We start from the raw sequence: 18,151 nt of genomic DNA on the forward strand, positions 1-18,151 counted from the left end.
ATGTGCCTTATAAAATCACAAATTATTTTGTAAACAGGGAAAAATTCATACTTTTGTTATTTAGTAATTAATTTAAATTAAAAAAAAAGAAAGCGATTATGAAAAAAAATCTTCCTTTTTGACTCTATTCCTAGCAGCCGCCTTACATGGTAAAGCACAACAAGTATCAAATCCACTAATGAACCCAGACTTCTGGAAAGGCAAACCTAGCTTGGAAATGGTAAAAGCTGAAATAAACAAAGGATCACAGCCCTTCTCAAGGAAATGCAGCATTCTTCGACCCTACCACATATGCTATCAATAACCGAGCTTCAAATGATGTCATCATATATTTGATAGAACAAGAGGGTAATGGAATCCATAAGAAAACACATCATAGCCGCACCTACTTGCAATGGGCTGCAGCGGCAGGAAATGCTGACCTTGTTAAATATCTAATAGAAAAAGGATCTGATATACATTATAAGGACAGTCATGGCGATCCGGTGATTGCCTACGCAGCATCCGCCGGCAATACCAATCTTGAGGTTTATGAAGCACTATTCAAAGCAGGTATAGACCCCAAAGCAACTTATGAAAACGGAGCTACTCTTCTTATGTTAGCAATCGCACATGACACAGACTTTAAAGTTACAGAATACCTGCTCTCCAAAGGATTATCTCTGACCGACAAAGATGCTCACGGTCGAACGGTAGCTGATTATGCCGCCCGATTAGGCAATCTAAGTCTAATAGAAAGGCTCCTTGCTAAGGGGGTAGCTCTTACTGACCAAGCTTTATTTTTTGCAACACAAGGGTCACGTCAAAAACAGAACGGTTTGGATGTTTTTCAACAGCTCATAGAAAAATATGGTCTAAACCCTAAGGCTGTCAATCCAAAAGGAGAAACCTTATTGCACATATTGGTAAAAAGACCGAATAAAGAACTTATCAACTACTTCTTATCTAAAGATATTGATATCACAAAAGCAGACCATGATGGCAATACCATCTTAATGAATGCTGCTGCCGGACGAGATGTTCAGCTTGTAGAAACTCTTCTTTCTAAAGCCAACACTATCCATGCACACAACGAAGACGGCGAAACAGCGCTCATAAAAGCGGTAGCTTCTGGATCTGCGGCGATAGTAGATCTTCTCATAAAGAAAGGCGCTGACACTAAAGTGGTAGACAAGAAGGGCAACAATATAGCCTATCACTGGTTTAACTCCTACCGCCCTAATGCCAAAGACGATTTTGTTGAAAAATTGAACGTCCTTAAAGCTGCGGGTATCGACATTACGGCCCCTCAGCAAAATGGGAATACGCTATTCCATCTAGCGGTAGATAAACAGGACATAGATTTAATCAAAAAAGCCGCAGAGCTAGGCGCAGACATCAATGCCCAAGATCAAGATGGCAATACGCCTTTGCATAAAGCAGCTCTTATTGCTAAGGATGATTCCTTACTCAAAACACTTATAGCACTGGGAGCAAAAAAAGAGCTGAAAACCGAATTCGATGAGACTGCATATGATTTGGCTAAAGAGAACGACTTTTTATCCCGAAACAATATATCTGTAGAATTTTTGAAATAATATAAGGAGATGAAATATACTATTAAATTTTTTTGTACTTACCTTCTTTTCCATATTTGCTATACGACATAGCATTGCGCAGACGACTACCAAGTACAAATGCATGATCCAAATGCAAAACTACTCCGGCAAGGAAGCCTATATAGTTATTTCCCTGATCAACCCTAAAGGTGAATATGAAAAAACCTTAGGTATTCTAGGCCCCGACCAAGAGTGGTATAACACCCTGAAAGAATGGGATAAATTCAGAAACCAAAAAGAAAGAAAAACTAAATGCCATCACCGGCGCTCCGTGGCCGGGGGTGCAAGAGCTACTCGAATATTAGAGTTTGACAGCAATAAACTAAACAAAGGTTATCGTATCCGGTTCGAATCGGCTGTAGAAACACAAAAATATCATGTCAAAGACGCAGAAGTGGCTTTGTCTTCCGACATTTTGGACAACAGAGAAGGTATCAAAGGGACGGGTTATATACGTACAATAAGATTTATAAAAGTTCAATAATAAATGACGTTATCGATCTGGAGATTTGCGCATCTTGCTTTAGCATTAATAAGCTCATTGTTTTTACTGATACTGTCCGTTACAGGCGTAATACTAGCTGTAGATGCAGTGCAAGAAAAGTACCTTCCCTATCGTGTAAAAAATTTCGAGGAGATCACGCTCGCGCAAAGCATTCCCGCTTTGCGCGATGCTTATACGGAAATATTGCAAGTCACTGTGAATCATAATGACTTTGTAGCAATAGAAGCTTTGGATGAGGAGGGTAACAACATACATGCATATATAGACCCTTTAACGGGCGAAAAATTAGGCAATATCATTCCCAAAAGTCCGTTTATCCAATGGACAACAGCCCTGCACCGCTCCCTATTTCTAAAAGAAACAGGACGTCTCATAGTAGGTATTGTATCTTTCTTACTGCTATTGATAACCATTAGCGGAATCCTCTTGGTCATCAAACGCCAGCAAGGTATCCTCCACTTCTTTGATAAAATAAAGAAAGACAGCTTCGCTCCTTTCTATCATGTCCTATCGGGAAGATGGTTGCTTATCCCCGTTCTTATGATTGCTCTTACTGGAACTATCATCTTTTTGGTAAGACTGGACTTTTTCAAATCCGAAAACATAGAAATACCACACAAAATCAGTTCTTCGGAACATTTAACCAAAGAGCTGAAGGATATAGCTTTCTTCCGAAATACCAAACTGACGGATGTAGAAAAAATAGAATTCCCTTTTATTCCGGACGATCCGACAGAACCTTTCATCATCACACTAAAGGACCGCATCGTTTCTATCAACCAGATCAATGGTGATATCCTTCATGAAACAAAACTTCCTTATGCGGCAGTACTTGAAAAAATCAACATCGACCTACATAGCGGAAGAACCAACAGCATATGGGCTATTATCTTAGGAATAGCATCGCTAAATATATTGTTATTTATCTATACGGGATTTGCCATTACCTTAAAACGCTGTCGCACAAAAATTCGAAACAAGTATTCTTCTCAAAATGCTGAGATTGTCATTCTTGTGGGGTCAGAAAACGGCTCTACAATTTCTTTTGCCAACAAAATACATCAACAGCTGCTTGCAAAGGGACATCGCTCGTTCCTTACAATGATGAACCAATACGTCTCCTTTCCAAAGGTTAGAAATATTTTCATTCTCACTTCCACTTATGGATTGGGTGATGCGCCCAGCAATGCAGATAAATTCATTTCCTTATTAGAAAAATATCCTCAACAAGGAAAAGTGGGCTTCAGCGTGGTGGGATTCGGCTCTACAGCATATCACGATTATTGCGCTTTCGCCCAGACAGCAGACAAAATAGTAGAACAACAGCCTTGGGCTGTCCGAATCACCAACCTTTTTACCGTCAATGACAAATCTTCTAACGAATTTGTAGAATGGGTAAGGCATCTCAACCATAAACTTTCTTTAGGTCTTTCTACCTCCCCAGCTGCGTACAACCCACATATATCGGGATTAAAGAAGTTTACCGTAGTAGAAAAAACACAAGCAACAGAAACTAACCCTACCTTCAAAGTGCTCTTAAAGAGCAGACAGAACTTTGTCTCCGGAGATTTATTGGCCATATACCCAGCTGATGACCACAGAGAGCGATTATATTCTATTGGCAGAAAAGGAAATTATATACAACTGGTGGTCAAACTATTTCCTAACGGCTTGGGTTCCGGCTTTTTGCATAGTCTAACTAAAGGTCAGACCATTCTAGGCCGTATCATGCCAAATCCTTCTTTCCACTTTCCGAAGAATGCCAATCAGGTGGCCCTTATCGCCAACGGAACGGGAATAGCCCCTTTCCTGGGTATGATAAGCGATAATACATCTCATATTCCTTTAAGACTTTATGCTGGATTCCGACACGACAATGAGCTTGTCCAAGAATACAGACAATTTGCTGCGGCAGAAATTGAAAGACAGCATCTCTCGGAAATTCATTTTGCATTCTCACGCGAACAAGACAAACAGTATGTTATGGATTTGATTCGAAGAGATGCCAAGTATTTCGCAGACCTTCTTCATAACGAAGGGAAGATTATGATTTGTGGATCCCTACAGATGCAGAAAGATGTAGAAAAGGTACTAGACCAGATCTCTCAGTCATACAACAACGAAAGTCTGTCTACCTATAAGTCAAAAAAACAAATTCTGACAGATTGCTATTGATGAAAGACTATAAATTTTTCAGAAATAATTTGCTGCTATTATTAGTCATATTAGGCTTTGGCCCCTCCATGCTAAATGCCCAAGATATTGCTGTGACCCGCAATACAATCCTTATGGGGTCTCAATTTCAGATTACTATCGTAGCTCAGGATAGCATCACGGCAAATCACTTTATTGACCTTACCATAGAAGAGATGGAGCGTATAGAAAATCTGATTTCAGAATGGCGACCACATACACAAGTATCCGAAATCAACAGGCTGGCAGGAATCAAACCCGTAAAAGTGGACAAAGAACTTTTGGAACTCACGCAAAGAGCCTTATACTACTCTTCCATGACGGAAGGCGCCTTTGATATCAGTATTGCTGCTCTGGACAAAGTGTGGAAGTTCGACGGCAGCATGACACATAAGCCTTCAGAAACCACCGTCAGAGAATCCATCAAAAATGTAGGCTATGAAAATATCATTCTAGACACTACCCATTCCACCATCTTTCTGTCCCAAAAAGGAATGAAAATAGGCTTTGGCTCCATCGGAAAAGGTTACGCTGCAGATCGAGGTCGAGCACTCATGAAATCTTTAGGCGTTAAAGGAGGAATAGTAAATGCCTCCGGCGACCTAACTACATGGGGATCACAACCTCTTGGCAAAACATGGAAAATAGGTATTAAAAATCCGTTTAAAAAGCACCGCATAGCCAAGGTACTCAAGCTTAAAGAAAGTGCAGTAGCTACTTCCGGCAGTTACGAAAAATATGCTGAAATTGATGGCATTCGCTATTCACACATCATCAATCCCAAGACCGGCTATCCTTCCACTGGACTTACAAGTGTTACCATCTGGGGACCGTCAGCCGAATTCGCCAATTTCTTAAGCACATCCATCATGGTGTTGGGGACAAAGCAAGGTATTGCATTGGCAAAAAAATTCCCGGAATATAGTTTCTTCCTTATTACAGATAATGGTAGGATAATAAAATAATCTTTCTACTTCACCTCTGCACTATCGGTATCTTTTACCTCATCATCAAACAAGATTCGCACCGAAGGGGTATATGTGTCCTCATATTGTTTGGTTTTATTGGCCCAAAAGAAAGCCCCAAGGAAAATCAAAGCTATAATAACACTAAACCCAATTAATAAAAAAATTATGTTCATTGTACTATACTTTTTTATAACAGTCCTCTTCGCTTACCGCACCAACGTGTCATCAAGCTTGTAAAAGATATTATGGTCACCGTACTTATAGGCATCAATATAGCGGCAAATAATGGAGACATCGTTCCTTGTACCGCAAAGCTCAATCCTATGATGTTATACATCAACGATATGCCGAAACTCATCTTGATGACTTTCACCGCATCTTTACTAAAATTAAAAAAAGCCGGAATCTTATCAAAGGAAACACCATCCAAGATAGCATCACAGCCCGGAGAAAAATTGTTGATATCATCCGATACAGCAATTCCAAGATCAGCCTTACGCAGTGCCCCCGCATCGTTAAGCCCATCTCCCAGCATACACACTTTATGATTTTGCTTTTGCCATTGATCAATACGTTGCAGCTTCTCGGAAGGATTTTGGTTAAACAACAGCTGAGATTCCGAAGGGAAGATTATCTTCAGCGCCTCAGCCTTTCGTTCGTTATCTCCCGAAATAAGATGAAGGTTATAGCCCTCCTTCTTCAGAGTCTGCACCACATCATTGAGCCTAGGACGCCATGACTGCTCCAATGTAAAAACGCCTTTTAATTCATCATTTATTTTTACGTAAACAGCAGTGCTCTCCGCGGTTTTTGCAACACCAACATATCCGGCACTGCCTATATCTACCTTATAATCTAAATATTTTGCTGACTGTCCCTTCCCCACCACTTCTTTGTAGTCCGATATGGGAAGGATGTTGCACGTACCTATCCATTTCACGATTTCTCTGCTCAAGGGGTGATTAGAGTTACGGCACATGGAGAAAAGTATATCTTTCTCCAGAGCACTTAATTCTCCTTCGAACCATAAAGTTGATGCATTAGGCGATGTGATGGTACCCGTCTTATCAAACACCACCGTATCAATTGCTGCCATCTGCTCTATGGCCGCGGTATTTTTGATATAAAATTTGTTACGGTCGAAAATGCTCAATGCCGCCGAAAGAGTAAATGGAGAACTTAAAGCCAAAGCACACGGACAAGCGATGATAAGCACTGCCGTAAAAGCTCCCCAAGCTTTGTCAGCATGTCCGTTGATCCACCAAAACGCCAACGCGGTCAACGCTATGCTCACTAAGACAACCGTAAAATATTTGCTTATGAAACCTACAAAAGTGTCGAATTTCTTTTCGTAAGTCTTGAAAGACTCGTTGTTCCATAGACGTGTAAGGTAGCTTTGAGAGACAGGTTTCACCACTTCCAGCTCTATGCTTCGCCCAACTGTCGTCCTCCGGCATACACTACCTCTCCCAAAACTTTGTCCACCGGCTTGCTCTCCCCTGTCACAAAGCTGAAATCCACAGATGCGTTTCCCTTTAGTAGGATCGCATCAGCAGGGATAATCTCATTATTACGTATAAGTATCCGATCTCCTACCTTTAAATCTCCTATCTGTTTAGGAATTTCCTTATTCTCTTCCATGACCGTTACCGCCACAGGAAAATAGGAACGGTAATCTCTTTCAAAAGATATATGATAATATGTTCTTTGCTGTACCCATTTACCTACCAAGATAAAAAAACACCAGACTACACAAGGTATCCATAAAACCCGGACCGGTATGGGTTAAGATTTCTATAGCAGAGCGTAAAAACAGCACCAGAATCCCTAAGGCTAAAGGAACATCCAAGTTGAGTTGCTTCTGCTTTAAGCTGTTCCATGCCGACTTGAAATAGTCCGCAGCACTGTAAAACAAAACTGGAATTCCGAATGCCAAATTCATGTAACCAAAGAAATGGGCATATTCACGTTCAAATTCTCCTATACCGAAGTAGTCAGGAAAACTAATCATCATGGAATTGCCAAAGCAAAATCCTGCGACGGTAAGCTTCGCAATAAGTCCATTGTAACTCACTTTTCTACTTTCCTTAACTACATCTTGAAGTGTAATTTTAGGCTCGTAGCCAATGCGCTGAAGTAGTTCCACCACTTCTCTCAGTGTAATTAACTTGTTTATCGAAAGTGATTGCTAGCCTGTTTTTCAATAAATTCCACTTTTGAAGATCGGATGGCAGGCTTCCAGCTTATACACATTTTCCAACAGCCATATGCAGGAACTACAATGGATAGCGGGTATATAAAAGGTGATAATCCCTATTTGGTCGTCCTGATAGTCTACCAACTTGGCAACAATATTGGGTTCGTCAAGATAAGAGAGATCCTGCTTCTGTCAATTTTTGTGATTTTCCAGGATGAGTATTATAACGGTAATAGCTCTCCAGATTATTCTGGCTTAGGATTTGATACACTGTCTGACATCCCAAACAACAGAAAGTGTGGGAATCCAATACATAGGGAGTTTCCTCTACTTTGTCACCACAGTGAAAGCATGTGGTTCCTATCTTCGCCTCTACCGCCATAATGTTATCCTTTAAATTGCTTGACTGAACAAGTTGTCTCGCTCCTGACGACGTTGTAAACGCTCATCAAAAGCCATACATACGTTGCGTAAGAAAGATTTCCCTGTCGGTGTTATACTGATCGTATTGTCTTTGATCCGAATCAGTTGGTCCTGCTCCAGAGGAGAGAGACGCGACAGGAAACGCTCATTCAACTCGTGTTGAGGTTTTAGATTCACCACGCCTCGGCACATCATGTCTAAGATATATTGACGGATAGTCAGGTCCTCGTCATTCAAAAAATGCCCTTTAAATACTGGGAGCAATCCTTGTCGGATAAGATCGTGATATTCTTCAACGGTTTTCACATTCTGACCAAAGGCTGTCCATGCATCCGAAATAGCGGAAACACCTAGCCCTATCATCAATGGAGTATACCTATCGGCATATCCCATGAAGTTGCGATGTAATGTTCCGTTTACGTTGGCTTCAAAGAGCGCATCCCCCTTCTTTGCGAAATGGTCCATCCCTACATCTTCGTAGCCGGCTTCCTGAATCATCGCTTTACCTTGCAGATACAGCTCTAGCTTGGCCTTACCTACCGGAAGATCCAACTCCGTAAAGCGTCTTTGGCCAGGTTTTATCCAGGGCACATGAGCATAACTGTAAAAGGATATACGGTCCGGAGAAAGTTTCAGTGATAAATTAAGAGTATGCTTGATAGAATCTAACGTCTGCAGAGGAAGTCCATATATTAAATCAAAGTTGATGGATTCATAACCTATCTGACGAGCTTCTTTCATAACTCGTGAAACATCCTCTACCGTCTGGTGTCTATTTATGACATACTGAACCTTCTCATCAAAGTCCTGAATTCCAAGACTCAATCTCTTAAACCCTAGGTCATATAAGGTCTGAAGGTGCTCGCGGGTAGTATTTGCGGGATGGGCTTCAAACGAAAAACTTGCATCTTGCGTTTTTTTGTTACCCGCCAATATCCCTTGAATTAATTTTTTAAGATTCTCTGGTGAAAAAAAAAGTGGGAGTACCGCCACCAAGATGTATCTCCTGAATCAAGACACCTCCTTCTCCAAAAAGCTGACGGTACATTTCCCACTCTTTTAATAAAGAACCGATGTAAGGATCTTCAACCTTATGGTTTTTCGTAATGCGCGTATTACAACCACAATAGGTGCAAAGACTTTCGCAATACGGTAAATGAATATAGATACTTATTCCTTCGGATTTTGTTTGCTTATAACGGGCTACTACCCTTTCCGTCCATTCTTCACGGTTAAATTTTTCATTTTCCCAAAAAGGAACGGTAGGATAAGAAGTGTACCTCGGAGCAGGTACATTATATTTGTCGATCAACTTCTCTAACATCGGTTCAAAATTTAGAAGTTTATTATAAAGTTTTATCCTTATTACACGAAAACCCACATTGACAGGAACTTCCCAAACATTCGTTTTGTGTCCAAAGTGTAAGATTCTTTATGGTCTGTTGAGCTACACTCTCCAATGAGGTATCCGAATCCGGCGTGTTAGCGACATGAAATTTGAGTTTCTTCGCATAATCCATATCGATATGATCCATCGTAGAAGAGCGTGTAATAATCTTATTTACATTAATATTATGTAGCGCATCTAAAATTTCTCGGTCCAAAATATCCTTATGCGAAATGATGACCACCTCTTTCCCTACAGCATATCTTAATGTTTCAAGATTCAGAGGATTCGAAATAAGGGTCAAGTCATGCACCTTAGCATTAGCTTTGGCCAATGTCTCCTTCTCAAAATCTTGAATATTATAGACTACAACACGCATATATTTTTTAATCCCTTAAATTGTCCAAAATTACCAGATTAAGGTGGGGCATGGTATGTAACCGGTCAGGAGAATATGTGATATAAGTCACAAAAAAAAGGCTCCCGTAAGGGAGCCCTAGAAATTTCTTATTGTCTGATGTTTTTGAGCTTGCGGATGGAAAAAATCCGTATGGCATTTCCTACTTTAGTGATGAGCTTTTCCTCCTTAAAGTCCGCCAACATACGGCTTATGGTCTCATTGGCTGTCCCTGCCAATGCCGCCAAATCGTCGCGTGACACGCGAATCACCACCTCATCCTGATTTTCATCGCTGACAGATTTTACCGCGACCTGCACCAAAGTATTGGCAACACGCTTTCTTACAGAGTCATAAGCAAAGCCCAGCATCTGCTCTTCTTTTTCTTTCACGTTGCCGGAAAGTAGCTTTATAAATTTAGAAGCAAGCACCGGCTTATTGAACATGAGTTCAAAGAATTTTTCTTTCGGAATTAAAGCAACCTCTGTATCTTCTAATGCACTGGCATTGTCCGTATATTTTTCGTTCAGTAAGACAGATTCATAACCGAAAAACTCAGTCGCCGAAAGTATACTTGTCGTCAGTTCCCTACCATCTTGATAATACAGAAAAGTTCTCACCTTTCCGGACTTCACATAATATACATACACAGGACTATCCCCTTCCTCGTAGATAAGCTGCTTTTTCTTGTATACTTTGACACGCGCTTCATTGACAAGCTCGTTCAGCATTAAATCCTGCTCCTCGTCACTAAGGCTCAACGGATTGCTGCTTTTATGTGCAAACAAGGTCTGCAGGCTTTCTCTTTTCTTCAGACGGCTTTCGATGGAATTGAGCAATTCCAAATCATCAAAAGGCTTAACCAGATAGTCGTCGGCCCCCATTTCCATAGCTTTGCGCATATCCACACGCTCCGACTTGGCCGTGAGGAAAATAAAGGGAATGTGCATAGTCTGCTCATGCTTAGAGAGCATATACAATACGCCGTAGCCATCCAACTCAGGCATCATGATGTCACATAAAATAAGATCCGGAATATGCTGCATAGCCATCTCCACCCCCTCTTTTCCGTTTTCTGCCTGCAAAACCTCATACCCCCCAGTAAGTTCCAAAATTTCGGCCGTACTCTCTCTGATTTCTAAATTATCCTCAACGATTAATTATTTTTTTCTTAGTCATAGACAGATGATTATTTGTTGCGTCTGAAGATCATTTTAAAGGATGTTCCTTTGTTTAATGCTGATTTATATTCCATTTCTCCACCCATAAGTTGCACATATCGCTTAACAATATTAACGACCTAACCCCGTTCCAGGAATATTTCCTGTATTGTGCGCCCTGAAGAAGGGCTCAAACAGATGTTTTTGTGCATCTTCCGGAATACCGATACCGTTGTCACTGACCATCACTGTACATAAATCATCTGTAATTTCTGTGGCAAACTCTATAAAGGTATCTTCTCCAGAATATTTTATGGCATTGGAGATAAGGTTGATAATACTGTTCTTTAAGAGGTGGGCATCCAACTCAAATTCAGCCTGCGTTCCCGTATGCTGATAAACGATATGCTGGTTTTTCTTGCATATCAGCTGCATCTCCGCCGTGATCTCTTCTCCGAGCTGCACGACATTAATTTTTTCCATTTTTACGACCACCACGCCGGCTTCTAACTTCTCCAAAGACAGAAAGTCATTGAGAATATTATTGAGCAGCTGCACAGCGCCCTTGATACGGTTGGTATGTTTCATGATGGATTCCGCCGCATTCGGCTTCTCCAGATATTTATCTATAAGAGATGCTGACAACTGAACAGAACTTAAAGGTGTTCGGAATTCGTGTGAAGCCATAGACACAAAACGCGACTTAAGCTGGTTCAGTTCTTTTTCCTTTTCCAACGATTTGGAAACCTCCGCCTTCGCTTTCTCTAATTCAGACACCAAGGCTATCAGATCTTTGGTACGGTTACGGACGATCTCTTCCAGCTCCAACGTATGCTTACGAAGTTCCTCTTCGGCCTTTTTCTCCTTGGACAGATCGTGAATAAAGCCTGCAAAGACGCTTTTATCCTTATAAAACACCTCACTTACTGCTAGGCGAAAAGGAAAGGTCGAGCCGTCTTTTTTACGGCCCAAAACCTCACGGCCTATACCTATAATTTTCTTTTTGCCTGTTCGCCTGTAATTTTCTATATAAGAATCATGCAAGCTCCTATCCGGCTCCGGCATCAATATGGAAACATTCTGCCCCACGACCTCTTCAGCTGTATAGCCAAACAACTCTAGTGCTGCCGGATTGATAGACTCGATCAAATCCCCGATTATCGGTAGTGATGATACCGTCTATAGCGTTTTCTATAATCGCTTCTAGAAGCTTTGCGGATTCTAAACTCATCTTCTTATTTAACTAACTTTTTGTATTTAATACGTTTAGGAGCTACATCTCCCAAGCGTTTTTTACGATTTTCTTCATATTCGGTATAATTTCCTTCGAAGAAATACACCTGAGAATCGCCTTCAAATGCCAAGATATGCGTACATATCCTGTCGAGGAACCAACGGTCGTGGGAAATGATCACAGCACAGCCACCAAAATTTTCCAAACCTTCCTCCAAGGCACGTAACGTATTTACGTCAATATCGTTGGTAGGCTCGTCCAACAACAGTACGTTAGCACCTTTTTTCAAGGTCATAGCTAAATGGACGCGATTTCTTTCTCCTCCAGACAATACTCCCACTTTCTTTTGTTGGTCAGCTCCATTGAAATTAAACTTAGAAACATATGCTCTGGAGTTAACCATCCTGTTACCTAACATGATGTTGTCGCTACCCCCCGATATATTTTCCCATACACTTTTCTCAGGGTCAAGGTCGTCGTGCATTTGGTCTACATACCCTAACACTACTGTTTCCCCTACACGGAAAGTTCCAGAATCCGGCTGTTCCTGACCTGTGATTAATCTAAACAAGGTAGTCTTTCCAGCACCATTAGGACCTATAATTCCAACGATACCTGCAGGAGGTAAGGAAAAACTCAAATTTTCGAACAGGATACGATCTCCATAGGCTTTGGTTACATTTTGTGCTTCGATAACGACATTTCCTAAGCGCGGTCCAGGAGGAATAAAAAGCTCCAGCTTCTCTTCACGCTCCTTCGTTTCTTCCGACGCTAACTTTTCATAGTTGTGAAGACGGGCCTTAGATTTGGCATGACGGGCTTTAGGCGCCATGCGTACCCACTCCAGCTCACGTTCCAATGTTTTTTGACGTTTGGTTTCCTGCTTTTCTTCTTGGGCTAAGCGTTTAGCTTTCTGATCCAGCCAAGAAGAGTAGTTCCCCTTCCAAGGAATACCTTCTCCTCTATCCAACTCCAAAATCCATCCCGCCACATTATCCAAGAAGTATCTGTCGTGCGTCACTGCGATGACCGTACCTTTGTATTGCTGAAGGTGCTGCTCCAGCCAATCTATAGACTCCGCGTCCAAGTGGTTGGTAGGCTCATCCAACAACAATACATCCGGCTCTTGAAGCAGAAGACGACACAAAGCTACCCGACGGCGCTCACCACCTGACAGATTGGCAACCTTAGCATCAGGATCCGGACAGCGCAACGCATCCATGGCACGCTCCAGTTTCGTGTCTAACTCCCACGCATTAGTAGCATCGATTTTATCTTGTAATTCGCCCTGACGTGCCAACAGCTTATCCATCTCATCCGGATTCTCATACACCTCAGGCAGACCGAACTTTTCGTTTATTTCTTCATATTCTTTCAAAATGGAAGTGATTTCCGCAACTCCTTCTTCTACCACTTCACGTACTGTCTTTTCAGGATCCAGCTCCGGCTCCTGAGGAAGATAGCCTACTGAATAGCCTGGCGAGAATACCACTTCTCCTTGATAGGATTTGTCTATACCGGCAATTATCTTCAATAAAGAAGATTTTCCAGAACCATTAAGACCTATAACCCCAATCTTTGCACCATAAAAAAAGGATAAGTATATATTTTTAAGAACTTGTTTTTGCGGCGGATAGATTTTGTTTACCCCCGCCATGGAAAATATTACTTTTTCGTCAGACATATAAAAACAATAAACTGATTTTTTATTAAATTTATTTAAGTCAAAGATAGTCAAATTAAGCCCCAAACAAAAATTGGTACCACTTTCAAATTTAAAGAAGTGACGACACCTAAAATCTGCCATTTTGTCGATAAAATTTAATGGCGCAATTGTTGATAATTTATAGTAAAATATAAGTTCGGATTTTGAGATTATTTCATACTTTTATAAAAACCCTGCTTATATTTCATAAAAGAAAGGTATTATTAATGGAAGCAAAATTTTCACCAAGAGTAAAGGATGTAATTTCATATAGTCGTGAGGAGGCTATCAGGCTCCGTCATGACTATATAGGTACAGAACATCTCTTACTGGGACTTATCCGAGAAGGTGATGGTATAGCTATAAAAATTTTAAAAAGACTTAAAATATCGATACAGCACGTATCAGACAGGCCATAGAGGATGCAGTGAAAGGATCGTCTGTATCCCGGACACCTATTGGATCTGTCCCTTTAACAAAACAGGCAGAGAAAGTACTAAAAATTACATATCTGGAAGCTAAAATCTTCAAAAGCGACATCATTGGCACGGAACATCTGCTATTGGCTATCCTTCGTGATGAAGACAACATAGCCTCGCAAATCTTGCAACAGTTCGGTGTAAACTACGACCTGTTCAAAAATGAGGTAGAGCAAAACCGCGGTGTCATCCGAGATGAAGCGTCGAGCTCTTCTACACCAGACGATGACTACGAAGAACAGGAAAGCTTTTCCGCTCCCAAAAAAGTGTCAGACATCAAATCTAAGACGCCAGTACTGGACAACTTCGGTCGTGACCTGACAAGAGCCGCGGAAGAAGGCAAGCTAGACCCTATTGTTGGTCGCGAAAAAGAGATAGAACGAGTGTCGCAGATCTTGTCACGTCGTAAGAAAAACAACCCAATCCTCATCGGTGAGCCCGGAGTAGGTAAATCTGCCATTGCGGAAGGGCTAGCCTTACGTATCGTGCAAAGAAAGGTTTCACGTGTGCTGTTCAACAAGCGTGTAGTAACCTTGGATCTGGCTTCATTGGTAGCGGGCACCAAATACCGTGGCCAATTTGAAGAGCGTATGAAAGCCGTGATGAACGAACTGGAAAAGTCTCCGGATGTAATCTTATTTATCGATGAGATTCACACCATTGTAGGAGCAGGTGGCGCTTCGGGATCGTTGGACGCTTCAAACATGTTCAAACCTGCCCTAGCTCGTGGAGAAATCCAATGTATAGGTGCTACGACCCTAGACGAATACCGTCAGTACATCGAAAAGGATGGTGCTCTGGATCGTCGTTTCCAAAAGGTTATGGTAGAACCTGCCACCCATGAGGAAACGCTAGAAATCCTTAACCGTATCAAGGACAAATACGAAGAACATCACAATGTCATCTATACCCCGGAAGCATTAGAAGCCTGTGTGACATTGACATCACGTTATATCACCGACCGCTTTCTTCCGGACAAGGCTATAGATGCCTTGGACGAGGCAGGCTCACGCGTACACTTAACCAACATCCATGTACCTCAATCTATTATCGATATAGAAGAGAAAATCGAAGAGGTAAAAATGGAGAAAAACAAAGTGGTACGCTCTCAGAAATATGAAGAGGCCGCAAAACTTCGTGACACGGAAAAACGCCTGTTGGAAGAGCTGGAAAAAGAAAAATCAGCATGGGAAGCTGAAACACGCACAAAAAGATACACCGTAACGGAAGAAAACGTAGCAGAGGTAGTATCCATGATGACAGGAATTCCAGTACAACGTGTAAGCCAATCCGACAGTCAGAAGCTGTTGAACATGGCTGAAGCGATGAAAGGTCGTATCATCGGTCAGGATGAGGCTGTACATAAGCTAGTAAAAGCTATACAGCGTACTCGTGCAGGCCTAAAAGATCCCAAAAAACCAATAGGATCATTCATCTTCTTAGGGCCTACCGGTGTAGGTAAGACCGAGCTGGCTAAAGAGTTGGCACGTTTCATGTTCGACTCGGAAGATGCCCTAATACAGGTAGACATGAGCGAATACATGGAAAAATTCGCCGTATCACGTCTCGTAGGAGCGCCTCCAGGATATGTAGGCTATGAAGAGGGTGGTCAGCTTACCGAAAAGGTTCGTCGTAAACCTTATTCCGTTGTGCTGCTGGATGAAATTGAAAAAGCCCATCCAGACGTATTCAACTTGCTGTTACAAGTATTGGAAGAAGGCCAATTGACAGACTCTTTAGGTCGAAAGGTTGACTTCAGAAATACTATCATCATCATGACATCCAACATTGGGGTACGTCAGCTCAAAGAGTTCGGGCAGGGTGTGGGCTTCACCACCTCGGCACGGGAAAATCAAGCAGATGCTCATTCACGCAGTGTGATTGAATCGGCATTGAAACGGGCTTTCGCTCCTGAATTCTTAAACCGTATTGATGATGTTATCGTCTTCAACTCTCTAAACAAAGAAGATATATTCAAAATCATCGATATCGAGCTTAAGTCACTTTTCAGCCGTATTGAAGGCTTGGGATACAGCATCCAGCTTACCGACAAAGCTAAAGAGTACATCGCTGACAAAGGCTATGATTCTAACTTCGGAGCGCGTCCTTTGAAACGTGCCATCCAGAAATATTTGGAAGATCCTATCGCCGAAGAGATCCTTAAAGGAGAACTGAAGCCAAATGCTACCTTGGTAGTAGATCTCGACGAAGAGAAAAAAGAGATTATCATCCGAGGAGAAAACCCGAACAAGGATGACTCCGTTTCTTCCGACATAAAAGAGGAAAACGAAAAATAACCTTATTCAGTTTGAAGAGGAACACCCAAGTTTTTGAACTTGGGTGTTTTTTTATATTATCTTCCTGTAACAAAAAAGGCTCAACACTACTGTTGAGCCCTTCTACTATAAATAGAATAATAACTACAAACCTATGATTTTACCATACTTACAAACTCATCGAACAGGTAACGAGAATCGTGTGGGCCTGGCGAAGATTCCGGGTGATATTGCACCGAGAATGCTTTTTTACCTTTCACACGAATACCTTCAATAGAGTTGTCGTTAAGGTTGATGTGGGTAATTTCTATATTTTCCGATTTTTCTACGTCTTCTCTCACTACTCCAAAGCCGTGGTTTTGTGATGTGATCTCACAACGATTGGAGATGATATTTTTCACAGGGTGGTTGATACCACGGTGACCGTTGAACATCTTTTCCGTACGGATGCCATTTGCCAACGCTAAGATCTGGTGACCTAAACAGATACCAAACATAGGTTTGTCAGCAGCCAAGATTTCTTTCACCGTATTGATAGCGTAATCCATCGCTGAAGGGTCACCCGGACCGTTAGAGATGAAGTAACCGTCAGGCTCCCATTGTTCCATCTCCGCAAAAGTAGTTTTTGCAGGGAACACTTTCGCATACACCTGACGTGAGTCGAAGTTTCTTAAAATGTTACGTTTGATACCCAAATCCAATACTGCAATACGTATTGCTGCATCTTCACTGCCATAATAATATGGCTCTTTCGTACTTACCTTTGAAGATAATTCTAAACCGGCCATTGAAGGAACTTTAGCCAATTCAGCTTTCAACGAATCTATGTCTAGGTTTTCTGATGAAATAATAGCGTTCATAGCACCTTTGTCACGGATGTGACGCACTAACGAACGTGTATCTATATCCGAAATACCGACCAAATTTTGTTCTTCAAAATAAGTCTGGATAGACTGTATCAGCTAACTTACGGCTGTAGTTGATTATTGAAGTTTTACAAACTAATCCGGCGATTTGAATTTTTTCCGATTCTGTATCGTCTTCATCAATACCGTAGTTACCAATATGGGCATTTGTCGTCACCATGATTTGTCCATAATACGACGGATCGGTAAAGATTTCTTGGTACCCTGTAGTACCGGTGTTAAAACAAATTTCGCCAGTAGTTGTTCCTATTTTTCCGGCAGCCTTACCATGAAAAACAGTACCATCTTCTAAAACTAAAATTGCGGGTAATTTACTGTAGCTGGTCATTTCTTATTTATACTGTAAAAAATTATTCCATTTAACCATAACTGATGATCCGTCCGGACACAAAAAAAGACCCAAATGGGCTAACGTATCAAATATTTGATGATTCAATGATTACATTGAAGTTGATTGCTGAATATACCGGATCAAAAGTGCCTGATTTCACGAGGGACAAAGGTACAACAAAAACTAAATTCTAAAAAAGAAAATCTTCAAAAAAATACATTCTCCTTCCCTTATTTATAGGCCGACGCCTATTCCACAATTTCTTGCACTCTTCCTACCTGACCATCCGTGAGCCTTACCTTGATACCATGCGGATGATAAGAAGAAGAAGTAAGAATGTCCTTTACCTCCCTTCCGTCAGATGTCCCGAAC

15 protein-coding genes and 3 pseudogenes are annotated in these 18,151 nt (G+C 41.4%); 5 read left to right on the top strand and 13 right to left on the bottom strand.

What is annotated here, in order from left to right:
* Nucleotides 1-332 precede the first annotated feature (332 nt).
* The 4 genes from SD31_RS00140 to SD31_RS00155 all read left to right on the top strand — a co-directional run bounded on the left by SD31_RS00140 (nucleotide 333) and on the right by SD31_RS00155 (nucleotide 5,261).
* A complete protein-coding gene (locus SD31_RS00140; protein WP_231560972.1) occupies nucleotides 333-1,577 on the top strand; it encodes an ankyrin repeat domain-containing protein in 1,245 nt (414 codons plus the stop codon).
* Between the two features lie 73 nt (nucleotides 1,578-1,650).
* Entirely contained in the window at nucleotides 1,651-2,082 is a 432-nt protein-coding gene (locus tag SD31_RS00145) for a DUF2271 domain-containing protein (RefSeq protein ID WP_262506480.1), read from the top strand.
* A 3-nt stretch (nucleotides 2,083-2,085) separates the two neighbouring features.
* Nucleotides 2,086-4,278 (top strand): PepSY domain-containing protein, encoded by a 2,193-nt coding sequence (locus tag SD31_RS00150; RefSeq protein WP_039052671.1) that lies wholly within the window; start codon nucleotides 2,086-2,088, stop codon nucleotides 4,276-4,278.
* Nucleotides 4,278-5,261, top strand: a complete 984-nt coding sequence (locus SD31_RS00155; protein ID WP_039052672.1) for an FAD:protein FMN transferase — start codon at nucleotides 4,278-4,280, stop codon at nucleotides 5,259-5,261. The genes SD31_RS00150 and SD31_RS00155 overlap by 1 nt, the downstream gene beginning before the upstream one ends.
* Nucleotides 5,262-5,266: 5 nt before the next feature.
* Here the strand turns inward: SD31_RS00155 and ccoS are convergent, their stop codons facing one another.
* The 11 genes and pseudogenes from ccoS to ettA all read right to left on the bottom strand — a co-directional run bounded on the left by ccoS (nucleotide 5,267) and on the right by ettA (nucleotide 13,746).
* On the bottom strand, nucleotides 5,267-5,437 hold the full coding sequence (ccoS, locus tag SD31_RS15765; RefSeq protein WP_082021739.1) for a cbb3-type cytochrome oxidase assembly protein CcoS: 171 nt from the start codon (nucleotides 5,435-5,437) through the stop codon (nucleotides 5,267-5,269).
* A 14-nt stretch (nucleotides 5,438-5,451) separates the two neighbouring features.
* Complete coding sequence (locus SD31_RS17765; protein ID WP_262506478.1) at nucleotides 5,452-6,678, bottom strand: heavy metal translocating P-type ATPase; 1,227 nt, start codon at nucleotides 6,676-6,678, stop codon at nucleotides 5,452-5,454.
* Between the two features lie 11 nt (nucleotides 6,679-6,689).
* Entirely contained in the window at nucleotides 6,690-6,995 is a 306-nt protein-coding gene (locus tag SD31_RS19660) for a hypothetical protein (RefSeq protein WP_262506479.1), read from the bottom strand.
* Entirely contained in the window at nucleotides 6,985-7,413 is a 429-nt protein-coding gene (locus SD31_RS17770) for a hypothetical protein (RefSeq protein WP_231560974.1), read from the bottom strand. Before SD31_RS17770 ends, SD31_RS19660 begins: the two co-directional genes overlap by 11 nt.
* 214 nt (nucleotides 7,414-7,627) lie before the next feature.
* Nucleotides 7,628-7,843, bottom strand: coding sequence for a heavy metal translocating P-type ATPase metal-binding domain-containing protein (locus SD31_RS17775; RefSeq protein WP_231560975.1), 216 nt, complete (start codon nucleotides 7,841-7,843; stop codon nucleotides 7,628-7,630).
* Nucleotides 7,844-7,854: 11 nt separating this feature from the next.
* The gene (locus SD31_RS00165; RefSeq protein WP_316929694.1) at nucleotides 7,855-8,817 is read right to left on the bottom strand and encodes a coproporphyrinogen-III oxidase family protein; all 963 of its coding nucleotides are present in this window, start codon (nucleotides 8,815-8,817) and stop codon (nucleotides 7,855-7,857) included.
* Nucleotides 8,818-8,836: 19 nt separating this feature from the next.
* The gene (locus SD31_RS20435; RefSeq protein WP_316929695.1) at nucleotides 8,837-9,208 is read right to left on the bottom strand and encodes a hypothetical protein; all 372 of its coding nucleotides are present in this window, start codon (nucleotides 9,206-9,208) and stop codon (nucleotides 8,837-8,839) included.
* Nucleotides 9,209-9,230: 22 nt separating this feature from the next.
* Complete coding sequence (locus SD31_RS00170) at nucleotides 9,231-9,650, bottom strand: hypothetical protein (protein ID WP_039052673.1); 420 nt, start codon at nucleotides 9,648-9,650, stop codon at nucleotides 9,231-9,233.
* 128 nt (nucleotides 9,651-9,778) lie between these two features.
* Nucleotides 9,779-10,825, bottom strand: coding sequence for a response regulator (locus tag SD31_RS00175; protein WP_039052674.1), 1,047 nt, complete (start codon nucleotides 10,823-10,825; stop codon nucleotides 9,779-9,781).
* A gap of 32 nt (nucleotides 10,826-10,857) precedes the next feature.
* Nucleotides 10,858-12,059, bottom strand: a pseudogene (locus SD31_RS00180) (PAS domain S-box protein).
* Nucleotides 12,060-12,063: 4 nt separating this feature from the next.
* The gene (ettA, locus tag SD31_RS00185; RefSeq protein WP_039052675.1) at nucleotides 12,064-13,746 is read right to left on the bottom strand and encodes an energy-dependent translational throttle protein EttA; all 1,683 of its coding nucleotides are present in this window, start codon (nucleotides 13,744-13,746) and stop codon (nucleotides 12,064-12,066) included.
* 248 nt (nucleotides 13,747-13,994) lie between these two features.
* On the opposite strand from ettA, the pseudogene SD31_RS00190 reads away from it, so the two are divergent.
* Nucleotides 13,995-16,543, top strand: a pseudogene (locus tag SD31_RS00190) (ATP-dependent Clp protease ATP-binding subunit).
* A 131-nt stretch (nucleotides 16,544-16,674) separates the two neighbouring features.
* Here SD31_RS00190 and carA read toward each other — a convergent pair.
* Nucleotides 16,675-17,776 (bottom strand): annotated as a pseudogene (gene carA, locus SD31_RS00195) (glutamine-hydrolyzing carbamoyl-phosphate synthase small subunit).
* A gap of 251 nt (nucleotides 17,777-18,027) precedes the next feature.
* On the bottom strand, nucleotides 18,028-18,151 hold a 124-nt coding region (locus SD31_RS15770), incomplete at its 5' end, for a DUF2196 domain-containing protein (protein WP_156138115.1).

Origin of the sequence: Sphingobacterium sp. T2, from assembly GCF_000814685.1 — a bacterium.
Classification (GTDB): domain Bacteria; phylum Bacteroidota; class Bacteroidia; order Sphingobacteriales; family Sphingobacteriaceae; genus Sphingobacterium; species Sphingobacterium thermophilum.

Bases quoted from the DNA above. Each gene is read 5' to 3' on its own strand.
- SD31_RS00150 (WP_039052671.1), top strand. From the start codon at position 2,086: ATGACGTTATCGATCTGGAGATTTGCGCATCTTGCTTTAGCATTAATA.
- SD31_RS00155 (WP_039052672.1), top strand. From the start codon at position 4,278: ATGAAAGACTATAAATTTTTCAGAAATAATTTGCTGCTATTATTAGTC.
- ccoS (WP_082021739.1), bottom strand. From the start codon at position 5,437: ATGAACATAATTTTTTTATTAATTGGGTTTAGTGTTATTATAGCTTTG.
- SD31_RS17775 (WP_231560975.1), bottom strand. From the start codon at position 7,843: ATGGCGGTAGAGGCGAAGATAGGAACCACATGCTTTCACTGTGGTGAC.
- SD31_RS20435 (WP_316929695.1), bottom strand. From the start codon at position 9,208: ATGTTAGAGAAGTTGATCGACAAATATAATGTACCTGCTCCGAGGTAC.
- SD31_RS00170 (WP_039052673.1), bottom strand. From the start codon at position 9,650: ATGCGTGTTGTAGTCTATAATATTCAAGATTTTGAGAAGGAGACATTG.
- ettA (WP_039052675.1), bottom strand. From the start codon at position 13,746: ATGTCTGACGAAAAAGTAATATTTTCCATGGCGGGGGTAAACAAAATC.